At 67.0% G+C, this 12,446-nt stretch carries 11 protein-coding genes; 10 read left to right on the top strand and 1 reads right to left on the bottom strand.

Annotation, left to right across the window (positions count from 1 at the left end; genetic code table 11):
- Window positions 1–17 precede the first annotated feature (17 nt).
- The 9 genes from MOM01_RS04260 to MOM01_RS04220 all read left to right on the top strand — a co-directional run bounded on the left by MOM01_RS04260 (window position 18) and on the right by MOM01_RS04220 (window position 9,955).
- Window positions 18–1,196 carry an acyl-CoA dehydrogenase family protein gene (locus tag MOM01_RS04260; RefSeq protein ID WP_241384164.1) on the top strand — a complete coding sequence of 393 codons (1,179 nt, stop codon included), beginning with the start codon at window positions 18–20 and terminating at the stop codon, window positions 1,194–1,196.
- Window positions 1,193–1,987, top strand: a complete 795-nt coding sequence (locus tag MOM01_RS04255) for a MaoC/PaaZ C-terminal domain-containing protein (RefSeq protein WP_241384163.1) — start codon at window positions 1,193–1,195, stop codon at window positions 1,985–1,987. The genes MOM01_RS04260 and MOM01_RS04255 overlap by 4 nt, the downstream gene beginning before the upstream one ends.
- Before the next feature lie 74 nt (window positions 1,988–2,061).
- Complete coding sequence (locus tag MOM01_RS04250; RefSeq protein WP_241384162.1) at window positions 2,062–3,420, top strand: MFS transporter; 1,359 nt, start codon at window positions 2,062–2,064, stop codon at window positions 3,418–3,420.
- Window positions 3,421–3,451: 31 nt separating this feature from the next.
- Window positions 3,452–4,600 carry an acyl-CoA dehydrogenase family protein gene (locus tag MOM01_RS04245; protein WP_241384161.1) on the top strand — a complete coding sequence of 383 codons (1,149 nt, stop codon included), beginning with the start codon at window positions 3,452–3,454 and terminating at the stop codon, window positions 4,598–4,600.
- A gap of 193 nt (window positions 4,601–4,793) precedes the next feature.
- Window positions 4,794–6,173: a type III glutamate--ammonia ligase gene (glnT, locus tag MOM01_RS04240; protein WP_241384160.1), complete on the top strand. Its 1,380-nt coding sequence runs from the start codon at window positions 4,794–4,796 to the stop codon at window positions 6,171–6,173.
- Between the two features lie 24 nt (window positions 6,174–6,197).
- Window positions 6,198–7,085, top strand: a complete 888-nt coding sequence (locus tag MOM01_RS04235; protein ID WP_241384159.1) for a glutamine amidotransferase — start codon at window positions 6,198–6,200, stop codon at window positions 7,083–7,085.
- Window positions 7,086–7,120: 35 nt separating this feature from the next.
- On the top strand, window positions 7,121–7,834 hold the full coding sequence (locus tag MOM01_RS04230; RefSeq protein WP_241384158.1) for a protein glxC: 714 nt from the start codon (window positions 7,121–7,123) through the stop codon (window positions 7,832–7,834).
- Between the two features lie 43 nt (window positions 7,835–7,877).
- Window positions 7,878–9,203, top strand: coding sequence for an FMN-binding glutamate synthase family protein (locus MOM01_RS04225; protein WP_241384157.1), 1,326 nt, complete (start codon window positions 7,878–7,880; stop codon window positions 9,201–9,203).
- Window positions 9,204–9,307: 104 nt separating this feature from the next.
- On the top strand, window positions 9,308–9,955 hold the full coding sequence (locus MOM01_RS04220) for a helix-turn-helix domain-containing protein (RefSeq protein ID WP_241384156.1): 648 nt from the start codon (window positions 9,308–9,310) through the stop codon (window positions 9,953–9,955).
- 65 nt (window positions 9,956–10,020) lie between these two features.
- Here MOM01_RS04220 and MOM01_RS04215 read toward each other — a convergent pair whose 3' ends face one another.
- The gene (locus tag MOM01_RS04215) at window positions 10,021–11,361 is read right to left on the bottom strand and encodes an ammonium transporter (RefSeq protein ID WP_241384155.1); all 1,341 of its coding nucleotides are present in this window, start codon (window positions 11,359–11,361) and stop codon (window positions 10,021–10,023) included.
- Window positions 11,362–11,611: 250 nt separating this feature from the next.
- Here MOM01_RS04215 and fdhD point away from each other — a divergent pair, with 250 nt between their 5' ends.
- Window positions 11,612–12,442: a formate dehydrogenase accessory sulfurtransferase FdhD gene (gene fdhD / locus MOM01_RS04210; protein WP_241384154.1), complete on the top strand. Its 831-nt coding sequence runs from the start codon at window positions 11,612–11,614 to the stop codon at window positions 12,440–12,442.
- The last annotated feature ends 4 nt before the right edge of the window (window positions 12,443–12,446 follow it).

Here is a 12,446-nt window from a genome sequence, read left to right as displayed (position 1 = left end):
ACTTCCGAAGGAAGCCCATGACCAACACCACGCTCACCCCCGACCCGCACGACTTCCTCGCGCTCGAGCAACTGCTGAGCGAGGAGGAGCGCATGGTCGCCCACACGGTTCGCCGGCTGGTGAACGACAAGATCAAGCCGAATGTCGGCGAGTGGTTCGAGAACCACGAGTTCCCGAAGGAGATGGCTCTCGAATTCGGCAAACTCGGCATGCTCGGCATGCATCTCGACGGCTACGGTTGTGCCGGCATGAGCGCGGTCGCATACGGCTCGGCCTGCCTCGAGCTCGAGGCCGGTGACAGCGGAGCCCGCAGCTTCGTCTCCGTGCAGGGCTCGCTGGCGATGTTCCCGATCTGGAAGTTCGGATCCGAGGAGCAGAAGCAGGAGTGGCTGCCGCGTATGGCGGCCGGCGACGCCATCGGCTGCTTCGGCCTGACGGAGCCCGATTCGGGCAGCGACCCGTCGAGCATGCGCACCACCGCCCGCCGCGACGGTGACGACTGGATTCTCAACGGCACCAAGATGTGGATCACCAACGGCAGCATCGCCGATGTGGCCGTCATCTGGGCGCAGACCGACGAGGGCATCCGCGGTTTCGTCGTCGACACCAAGACCGAGGGTTACCGGGCCCGCAAGATCGAGAAGAAGCTGTCGCTGCGCGCCTCGATCACCGCCGAGATCGTCCTCGACAACGTCCGCCTGCCCGCCGAGGCGGTGCTGCCCGGCGTCGTCGGAATGAAGGGCCCCCTGTCGTGCCTCAACGAGGCCCGCTTCGGAATCCTGTTCGGGGCGGTCGGCGCGGCGCGCGATTGCTACGAGGCCGCGCTCGACTACACCCTGCAGCGCACCCAGTTCGGCAAGCCCCTGGCCGGTTTCCAGCTCACCCAGGGCAAGCTCGCCGACATGCTGATCCGCGTCAACCGCGCCCACCTGCTGGCCATCCACCTCGGCAAGCTCAAGGATGCCGGCAGCCTCGCACCGGCCCAGATCAGCTTCGGCAAGAAGGACAACGTCGCCCAGGCCCTGCACGTGGCTCGCGAAGCTCGCGGAATGCTCGGTGCCAGCGGAATTACGTTGGAGTACCCCGTGATCCGCCACATGAACAATCTCGAGTCCGTCTACACGTACGAAGGCACGAACGAGGTCCACACTCTGGTCCTCGGGCAGGCCGTCACGAAGATCGGAGCATTCCGGTGAACGCCGTCGCTGCGCTGAAAGGCCACGATCTCGGTACCCGCGTCGTGTCCTACGACGAATCCGACGCCATCCTCTACGCGTTGTGCGTCGGTGCCCGTCCCGACCAGCTGTCGCTGGTCTACGAGCGGGATCTGCATGTACTGCCCACCTTCGGGCTCGGACTCGGACTGTGGGCCGTGGAGGACGCCGGTTCGCTCGGCGCCTACGACCGTTTGAAGTCGCTGCATGCCGCACAGCAGCTGACGGTCCGTACTCCACTGCCTCCTGCCGGCAAGCTCGAGATGCATGCGCGCATCGCCGACGTGTGGGACAAGGGGTCGGCCGCAACGATCGACGTCGCGGTCGAGTGCGAGCAGTTCACCGCGACGTATGCGATCCACCTGCCGGGATCGGGAGGCTGGGGCGGCGAACGTGCGCCGTCGTCACCCCGGGTCGATCTCGCAGACGCGCAGTTCCGTGAGGACGTCCATGTCGCGGCGAATCTTCCCTCCCTGTACCGACTCACCGGCGATCTGCACCCCGTCCACATCGATCCGGAGGTCTCGTCGGGCTACGGTTTCGAACGTCCCATCCTCCACGGACTGTGCACGCTGGGTATCGCGGCGCGTACCGTCGCCGGCGCCGTGGGAGCCGAGCCGTGGGAACTGAGGGAACTCCGCGCACGCTTCGCAGCCCCCGTTCTCCCCGACACCACTCTCTCCGTCCGTGCGCAGGCTTCAGGCACCGACGTCGATTTCGACACGCGCATCGACACCCTGGGTGTGCTCTCCGGCGGCCACGCGAGTTTCTGAGCGCCACTCCGCCGCCCGGCTCTACCGAAGGAATCACCCCGCCCCACACGCAGTTCCCGCCGAAAGGGACTCAGATGACCGCACACGCCGCTTCCAGTTTCGGAACCAAGCAACAGAAAAGGGCGTTTCTCGCCAGCCTTGTAGGTACCACAGTCGAGTGGTTCGACTTCTTCATCTACGCCACAGCCGCGACGCTCGTCTTCTCGACGATCTTCTTCCCCGAATTGGGGTCGAACGTCGGCGTCCTCGCTTCCTTTGCGACCCTCGGTGTCGCCTTCCTCGCACGCCCGGTGGGCGCGTTCGTCTTCGGTCATCTCGGAGACCGCCTGGGGCGGCGCACAACCCTGATCACCACTCTCACGGTGATGGGTGCCGCCACGGGGCTCATCGGTCTTCTGCCGACCTGGGAGCAGATCGGCATCTGGGCGCCGATCATGCTCACCGCGCTGCGCTTCCTCCAGGGCGTCGCCGTCGGCGGTGAGTGGGGCGGTGCAGTTCTCATGAGTGTCGAGAACGCCCCGAAGACCCGCGAGCGCTTCTACGGCTCCGCGCCGCAGATCGCGAGCCCGCTCGCATTGGTGCTCGCCACCGTCGTGATGTATTTCGTCGCCCGGATGCCCGAGGACCAACTGATGTCCTGGGGATGGCGAATCCCGTTCCTCGCCGGTTTCGTCCTCGTCCTCATCGGCCTCGTGATCCGGCTCGGCGTCGAGGAATCGAGCGAGTTCTCCGAGATCAAGCAGACCGGCACCGTCACGAAGAATCCCATCGCGACCGTCCTGAGCACGATGCCGAGCCGAGTCCTCGCCGGTATCGGCCTGCAGGCCAGCGTGATCGTGTTGTTCTACCTGATCACCACATACATGCTCACGATGGCGACGAACATCCACGGATTCACCAAGAGCGACACCCTCATGATCCTGCTCGTCGCGGCGACGGTCGATCTGTTCGCGATGGTCGGGGTGGGCATCCTGTGCGACCGGCTCTCCGCCTGGACGGTCTTCGTCGGCGGCGTGGTGTTCACCGGCGCCTTCGCGTTCCCGCTGTTCGCGTTGTTCGACACCGGGAACATGGGGTTGATGATCATCGCCTTCTCGGCAGCACTCGTACTCGGCCATGCCACCACCTACGCGGTGGTCTCGAGTATGACCGCCGATCTCTTCCCCACCGAGGTTCGCTACAGCGGCGTCGCTCTGTGCAGCGCCTTCTCGGGTGTCGCTTGGGCTGCTCCCACCCCGCTCGTCGCAGCGGCGCTCGTCCCGACCGACGGGTCGAAGCACTGGTGGCCCCTCGCCGCGATTCTCGTCGTGACCGCCGTCGTCTCGTTCGTTGCCGCGGCCTCCATGCGGCACCATTTCACGTCCGACGCGGTGACCGAGGACCGCGACGACCAGTCGCACGACGGCCGGGTCCGTGTGGGCGACCCCGCCTGAGCAGCACCATTCGAACGATCAGGAGACTTTCATGACTGTGATGCTCAGCGAGGAACAACGCGAGTTCGCGGCAGCCGTCCGCGAGTTCTGCCGTCGCGAGGTGGGTACGCGCGAACAACGCGACAAGCTCACCGACTGCGGCAGGGAAGGACACAGCCTCGAACTCAACCGGAGGATCGCCGAACTCGGCTGGGCCGCCATCAATGTCCCCGAGGAGTACGGTGGCGCCGGCGGAAATCACGTCGACCTGTGTGTGCTCCTCGAAGAGCTCGCCCGGGGCATGGCCCCGGTCCCGTGGCACGGGACCACCCTCATCACGGCGGGCGTCTACACCAGATTCGCGAACGAGGATCTCAAGACCGCGGTGCTGTCCCGGGTCACGGAGGGCGCGGCGCTGTCGATCGCGATGTCCGAGCCGGAAGCCGGTTCCGACGTTGCGGCGCTGAGCTGCCGCGCCGAGCGCACCGCGGACGGCTGGGTGATCAACGGTCAGAAGACATGGATCACCAACGCTCATCAAGCGGACAGCATTCTCCTGGTCGCGCGCACCGAGCGCGGCGAGAAAAAGCACCACGGGCTGACCATGTTCCACGTGCCGGCCGACACGCCGGGACTGGCGATCAACGGCATCGACACCATGAACGGTACCGAGGTCAACGATCTCTACTTCGCCGACTGCGTGCTGCCTGCCGACTCGGTGGTCGGCGACATCGGCCGGGGCTGGGCACAACTCATGCCCGGTCTCGCCACCGAACGATTGATCCTCGCGGCGCAGATGCTCGGCGTCGCCGAGCGTGCCTTCGACGACGCCTTGACGTTCGTCACCGAGCGCACCCAGTTCGGTCGTCGGGTCGGTTCGTACCAGGCGATCAAGCACCGGATCGCCGATCTCGCGACGGAGATCGAATGCGCGCGTCTGCTCGTCTACGACGTCGCTCACCGCGCCGACGCCGGTGACGACCCGCAGGGCCTGGCGCGGGCGTCCTCGATGGCCAAGCTCAAGGCCACGGAGGTCGCCAAAGCCATGTCCCTGGAGGGCATGCAGATGATGGGCGGCTACGGCTACTCCACCGAGTTCGACATGGTGCAGCACGTTCGCGCCGCCCTGGGCGCCACGATCTACGGCGGCACCAACGAGATCCAGCGCGACATCATCGGGAACTCTTTCGGGCTTCGCTGACGAGCTCGACTTCACCTCGACGACGGGGCGGCCTTCGGGTCGCCCCGTCGTCGTGTCGGCGCTTCCGCTCGCTCGCCACAAGCGTCACCACAATCTCACTGTCGCGTAACACGCCTGTCATGACCTCTGTGTTTCCTTGTATTCGACATTGAACACTATAGTGAAACTACGCCGTCGAAACCGAGGAGTCCCCATGACGCTGGAAGCCACCGACATGTCCGTGTTGCGTCTCCAGTCGACGAGCGGGCGGTCGCCCGCGACCTCCGAATCCCCCGACCTCGCCGAGCTCGCCCGATCCACCGACACCCGATTCATCCTCACGGTCTTCACGACCCTCTCCGGAAAGCCCTGCGCCAAGCTCGTTCCCGTCGAGTCCGTCGACGAACTGCAGACCGAAGGCGTCGGTTTCGCCGGTTACGCCGCCGGCACCATCGGGCAGGTGCCGAAGGACCCCGATCTCGTCGCCGTCCCCGATGCGAGCTCGTTCACCCCCATCCCGTTCGTGCGGGAAGGACTCGCGCTCGTCCACTGCGATCCGCACGTGGAAGGCGAGCCCTGGCCGTTCGCGCCCCGCGTGATCCTCAAGAGTGCCCTCGCCGAGGCCGCACGCACGGGCCTGACGATCAAGGTCGGTACGGAGATCGAGTACTTCCTCGTCCAGCGCGACGAGCACGGGGCGCTCCACACCGCCGACCGTCTCGACACCTCGCTCCGGCCCTGCTACGACGCCCGCGATGTGACCCGCATGTACGACCACCTGACCTCGATCTCGGCGGCGATGAACCGCCTCGGATGGGGCAACTACGCGAACGACCACGAGGACGGCAACGGCCAGTTCGAACAGAACTTCCGGTACGCCGACGCGCTGACCACCGCCGACCGCGTGGTGACATTGCGTTATCTGCTGTCGGTCCTCGCGGAACAGCGCGGCATGACGGCCACCTTCATGCCCAAGCCCTTCGCCGATCGCACCGGTTCCGGGATGCACATGCACCTGTCGCTCTGGCGCGGGGAGACACCGGCATTCCCGGACGCCGCGGACCCCCGAGGGCTCGGCCTCTCCGAGACCGCGTACGCGTTCATCGCAGGCATCCTCGAGCATGCGAGCGCGCTGCAGGGTGTCATCGCGCCGACCGTCAACTCCTACAAGCGCACCGGCGCAACCACCACCTCGTCCGGGGCGACCTGGTCGCCCCGCCACGCCACCTACGGCGGCAACGACCGGACCCACTACCTGCGTGTCCCGGACTCCAACCGCGTCGAACTGCGCGGCGGCGACGGTTCCGCGAATCCTTATCTCGCCACGGCGGCGACCGTCGCCGCCGGACTCGACGGCATCGAACGTCGACTCGATCCGGGCGCCCCCGGAGTCGGCGGATCGTCCGACATCCTGCCGATGACCCTGCTGCACGCGATGGACGCACTCGAGGCCGACCCGGTCGTCGTCGGCGCCCTCGATGCGGCCGGTCCGGGTGTCGCCGACTATTTCGCCTCCCTCAAGCGGGAGGAGTTCTTCCAGTGGCACAACACCGTGACCCCCTGGGAGATCGACAGCTACCTGACCGCTTTCTGAACCCATCGAACAGGAGAGACGACCATGTGCGGAATCGTCGGACTTCACGTGCGGGACACCGCGCTCGAACCTCGGCTGGGCGCCCTGCTCACCGGCATGCTCGGGCAGATGGTGGACCGCGGTCCCGACTCGGCGGGTGTCGCCGTCTACGGCAGCCCGGCCTTCTCCCCTGCCGGCGAATCGACCGTCTCGCTGCTCGATGCCCCCGCGGAACTCGCCGGAACTCTGAGCGACGCCCTGGGGATCGCCGTGAGCACGATCGACCTCGCACCGACCACCGTGGTGCACGCGCCGGTCCCCGCATCTCTGCTCGCCGACACCGTGCGCACGGTCGCACCGGCAGCGACCGTCATCGGCTTCGGCGACGACGTGACCGTACTCAAGGGCACCGGCGATCCGCGTGATCTCGCAGAACACTTCGGGCTGCCGGCGACATCGGGGTGGCAGGGGGTCGGCCACACTCGCATGGCCACCGAATCGGCGGTCACCGCAGCGGGATCCCATCCTTTCGCGGTCGGGCCCGACCAGTGCCTCGTCCACAACGGCTCCTTCTCGAATCACCTGTCGATCAAGCGCGAACTCGAGGCCGAAGGAGTGCGATTCGACAGTGAGAACGACACGGAGGTCGGTGCCCGATTCGTCGCGAAGCATCTCTCCGAGGGCGCCGACCTCGAGAAGTCGCTACGCCTGCTCCGGGAGCGATTCGACGGCTTCTACACGCTGCTCGTCTCGACCTCCGATTCGTTCGCCGTGGTCCGAGACCCCATCGCCTGCAAGCCCGCGATCGTCGCGGAGTGCGACGCGTACGTGGCGATGGCATCCGAATTCCGCGCGCTCGCGGGACTTCCGGGGATCGCGGACGCCCACATCTTCGAACCCGAGCCGGAACGGGTCTACGTATGGCACCGCTGACCGCATCCGACTGCATCCCGAACCCGGAGACCACCATGACCACCGACGCACTCTCCCCCGCCACTGCGCCTGCAACCACCTCGTTCGACCTCGACGTGACCACCGCCCGCGAACTCAACGCGGCGTTGCAGGCGATGGAAGCACCGGCTCGCGCGCACGTCACCAATCCCCAGGGCGCTCACGCCCTCGCGTGCGGCCTCGACCGATCGATCGACGTCCACATCGAAGGTCACGTCGGCTACTACGCGGCGGGGATGAACCAGCACGCACGGGTCGTCGTGGAGGGCAACGCCGGCGTGGGTGTGGCCGAGAACATGATGTCGGGCACGGTCCGCGTCACCGGCGATGCCTCGCAATCCGCGGGCGCGACCGCCCACGGCGGGCTGCTGGTGATCGAAGGCAACGCCGCGGCGCGCTGCGGCATCTCGATGAAGGGCGTCGACATCGTCGTCGGTGGCGATGTCGGACACATGAGCGCCTTCATGGGCCAGGCGGGGCGGCTCGTCGTCCTCGGCGATGCCGGTGAGGCACTCGGTGATTCGCTGTACGAGGCACGGATCTACGTGCGGGGCACCGTCGCCTCGCTGGGCGCGGACTGCGTGAAGAAGGAGATGCGTTCCGAACACCTGGCCGAGCTGCAGGAGTTGCTCGACGCGGCCGGCTTCGACGCGGATCCCACCGAATTCACCCGGTACGGCTCGGCCCGGCAGCTCTACCACTTCCACGTCGACAACGCCACAGCGTACTGACCGCTCGCCCTTGTCCGCCCGCTCGACACCCGAGGAGACTTCCATGACCTTCCGCCCCGGACTGCGTGAATCCGCCACCTTCGACCGCAACGTCATCCACGAGATCCAGCGTGCCGCCTCGACCGGCATCTACGACATCCGTGGTTGGGGAGCCAAGCGCACGGTGCCCCACTTCGACGACCTGCTGTTCCTCGGCGCGTCGATGTCGCGGTATCCGTTGGAGGGTTACCGCGAGAAGTGCGAGACGGACGTGGTGCTCGGTGACCGTCACGCGAAGTATCCACTACACCTGGATATTCCGGTGACCATCGCAGGGATGAGTTTCGGTGCGCTGTCGGGAGGTGCGAAGGAGGCACTCGGGCGCGGTGCGAGCGAGGTCGGTACGTCCACCACCACCGGCGACGGAGGGATGACCCCCGAGGAGCGCGGACAGTCCGAGCACCTGGTCTACCAGTACCTGCCGTCCCGCTACGGGATGAATCCCGACGACCTGCGCAAGGCGGATGCGATCGAGGTGGTCCTGGGTCAGGGCGCCAAGCCGGGTGGTGGCGGAATGCTGCTGGGTCAGAAGATCACCGAACGTGTCGCGGGAATGCGCACCTTGCCGGTGGGTATCGATCAGCGCAGCGCGTGCCGCCATCCCGACTGGACCGGGCCCGACGATCTGGCGATCAAGATCATCGAGTTGCGGGAGATCACCGGCTGGGAGAAGCCGATCTACGTCAAGGTCGGCGCGACCCGCACCTACTACGACGTCAAGCTCGCGGTGAAGGCCGGCGCCGACGTGGTGGTCGTCGACGGGATGCAGGGCGGGACGGCCGCGACCCAGGACGTCTTCATCGAACACGTCGGTATCCCGACGCTCGCCGCACTCCCCCAGGCCGTGCAGGCGCTGCAGGAACTCGGGGTGCACCGCACCCCGGGCGGCGTGCAGCTGATCGTCTCGGGCGGTGTCCGTTCGGGAGCCGATGTCGCCAAGGCCATGGCGCTCGGCGCCGACGCCGTCGCCATCGGGACGGCTGCGCTGATCGCACTCGGCGACAACGATCCCCGCTACCAGGCGGATTACGAAGCACTCGGTTCGGCCGCCGGCTTCTACGACGACTTCCAGGACGGCAGGGATCCCGCCGGCATCACCACCCAGGATCCCGAGCTGCAGGCCCGCTTCGATCCGGTCGAGGGCGGACGTCGCCTCGCGAACTATCTGCGAGTGCTGACGATGGAAGCGCAGACCATCGCGCGGGCGTGCGGCAAGTCGCACCTGCGCAATCTCGAACCGCAGGATCTCGTCGCCGTCACCCTGGAGGCCGCGGCGATGGCACGGGTGCCGCTCGCCGGCACGGACTGGATCCCCGGCCGGCCGGCCTGATCCACCCCACAGATCATCTGCGCGCCCTCCGCGGGTCCCGGTTCCGGAACCTGCGGAGGGCTCGCCCGCGTCCACTGTCAGTGGACACACGCTACGCTGACGACATGACCAGTCCCGAGCGCGGCGTCCTGTACGACGATTCCGGACGCGAAGTCCCGCGCGGCACTCCTACCGGCGTCGACCTCGAGCGCGCGATAGCGCACCAGGTCCGCTCGTTACGACTGGCCAGCGGTCTGTCCGTCGGCGACATGGCCGCGAAAGTCGGGATTTCCAAAGCCATGTTGTCGAAGATCGAGAACGCCCAGACCTCGTGCAGCCTGTCGACCCTCGCCCGTCTCGCGGCCGGCCTCGACGTCCCCGTCACGTCCCTGTTCCGCGGCGCGGACACCCACCGCGAAGCGGTGTTCACGAAGAACGGCCACGGCGCCGAGATCGTGGGCCGCGGTACCCGGGTCGGTCACCACTACGAACTGCTCGGCGCTCTGCGCGGACAGCACAAACGACTCGAACCGGTCCTGGTGACCCTCACCGACGCGAGCGACGTCTTTCCACTCTTCCAGCACCCCGGCACCGAACTCCTGTACATGCTCGAAGGCGAGATGCTGTACGGGCACGGTGATTCCGAATACCGGCTGCAGCCGGGCGACGCCCTGCTCCTCGACGGGGAAGGATTGCACGGACCCAACGAGCTCGTGACTCTGCCCATCCGGTTCCTGGCCGTCACCGCATATCCGGACAACCATCAGCCGTGAACGCGTGGAGCCCTCACCTCGGTGCGCGGTGAGGGCTCCTGGCGCCTTGCCTGCGGACGATTCCGTCAGGGCTTGGTGGGCACGATGACGTCGCGATCTGCAGCAAAGACCTCCGGGCGCATCGGCGACGGCCCGGCCGGTGAGAACGAGTCCATCACGTATGCCGTCTCGCCGTGGACGGGGACGTCGATCCCCTGGATCTCGGTTTCGGCGTCCACCCGGATGCCCATGATCTTGTCGAGAACCTTGGCGATGAGGAAGGTCACGGCGAAGGAGTATGCGAAGACCGCTGCCATCGCCACGACCTGACGCCCGAGGAAATCGATCCCCCCGCCGAAGAACAGGCCGTCGACCCCGGCGGGTGCGGCTGCCGTCGCCACGAAGGCGATCAACGTGGTGCCCACGACGCCGCCCATGAGGTGGATCGCGACGACGTCGAGGGAATCGTCGTAACCCATGCGGAACTTCCAGCCCACGGCGAAGCAGCCGACCGCGCCTGCGACGGCGCCGATCAGCAGTGCGCCGAGCGGGGAGACGAGGCTGGCTGCGGGGGTGATGCCCACGAGGGCGGCGATGACGCCGGAGATCGCGCCGAGCGTCGTGGCGTGCTTCTCCCGGATGCGTTCGACGATCAGCCATCCGAGCAGGCCGGCCATCGCTGCGACGAGCGTGTTCAGCACGACCACACCTGCCGTGTGGTTGGCTCCGCCCGCCGAACCACCGTTGAATCCGAACCAGCCGAAGAGCAGGATTCCCCCGCCGAGAACGACCAGGGGCAGACTGTGCGGACGCGCCACGTGCGGGAAGCCGCGACGACGCCCGAGCGCGAGAGCGAGCGCGAGGGCCGCGACACCCGAGTTCATGTGCACGGCGGTGCCACCCGCGAAGTCGTGCGCAGCAAGAGTATTGGCGATCCATCCGCCCTTCGTGCCCGCTTCCTCGTCGTCGAAGGCGAAGACCCAGTGCGCGACGGGGAAGTAGACGAGGACGACCCAGATTCCCGAGAACACCATCCATGCCGAGAACTTCATGCGGTCGGCGACGCCCCCGGCGATGATCGCCACCGTGATTCCGGCGAAGAGGAGGTGGAAGGCCGCTGTCAGTGCAGCGGGCATGCCCCCGGACGGATCCTCCTCGAGGAGCGAGTTCAGCCCGATGTCGCTGAACGGATCACCGATGAGGCCGAGCCCTCCGACGCTGTCGCCGAGCACCGCGGCGGGACCGAAGAGCACCCACAGCACTGCGGTGACCGCGAAGCCGCCGAAGACCATCATGATCATGTTGAGCGCGCTCTTGACGCCGAGCATGCCGCTGTAGAACAGCGCCAGGCCCGGGATCATCAGCACGACTGCCGTGAACGCCGCCAAAATCCAGGCGGTATCGGCGGCCGCGAGTGCCTGTTCCATATCTGTCCACCCTGTTCGATCCTGGGGTACGCAACCCCTACGCCGTTCGGTGACCCGCATTCATCACCGTTCCCTGAGAGTGGACCTGCTCTGTAATGTCCCTGCGAGGCGGGGATGAACTTCGTGTAACGGGGCCGGATCCCGGGCGACGCGGGCGGCGCGCGGCACCGGACGGCAGTATGGAGGGACGATGCGATGCAGTCCTTCGAAGGAACGGCACGCGCAGTTGCACCTGTACGGGAGGTAGACGATGGGACGCGTCACGACACGTCGACCGGTCCTGCGCATCACGGCGGACACGGCGACGCGGCGACCCGACACCCTCGCCGTCGAGGAACCACTCGAGATCAGGGTCGGGGGTGAGGCGCTGACGATCACGATGCGCACCCCCGGGCACGATGTCGATCTCGTCCACGGTTTCCTGCTCGCGGAAGGCATGATCGGGAGCCGGGAGGACATCGAGTCCGTACGGTACTGCGACGGCGTCGACGAGAACGGCGCGAACACCTACAACGTGCTCGATGTCGCCCTCGCCCGCGGTGTCACGATCCCCGAGGGGACGGGACGACGCGCGTTCGCCACCACCTCCGCGTGTGGGGTGTGCGGAAAGACCTCGCTCGACGAGGTGCGCACCCGCACTCGATATCCGCTCCGGAATTCCGCGGGTGCGACGATCGGCACCCACACCCTCGCCGCCCTGCCCGAGACCCTCCGCCGGCACCAGCAGGTGTTCGACTCGACCGGAGGCCTGCACGCCGCGGCACTGTTCACGCTCGACGGCGCGCTGCTGGCCCTGCGGGAAGACGTCGGCAGACACAATGCCGTCGACAAGGTCCTCGGGTGGGCCTTGACCGACAACCGGGTTCCGCTGTCGCACAGCCTGCTCATGGTGAGCGGGCGCGCATCGTTCGAGCTCGTACAGAAGGCCGTCATGGCCGGCGTTCCCATACTCGCCGCGGTGTCGGCGCCGTCGTCGCTCGCCGTCGACCTCGCCGCGGAGTCGGACCTGACCCTGGTCGGCTTCCTCCGCGGCGACACGATGAACGTCTACACGGCCCCCGAACGCATCAAGACGGGATGAGCGG

It is taken from the genome of Rhodococcus sp. CH91, assembly GCF_022554085.1.
In the GTDB taxonomy this organism is placed as follows: domain Bacteria; phylum Actinomycetota; class Actinomycetes; order Mycobacteriales; family Mycobacteriaceae; genus Rhodococcus.
The sequence above is the reverse complement of the archived record's forward strand: the minus strand, read 5'-3'. Positions and strand labels throughout refer to the sequence as shown.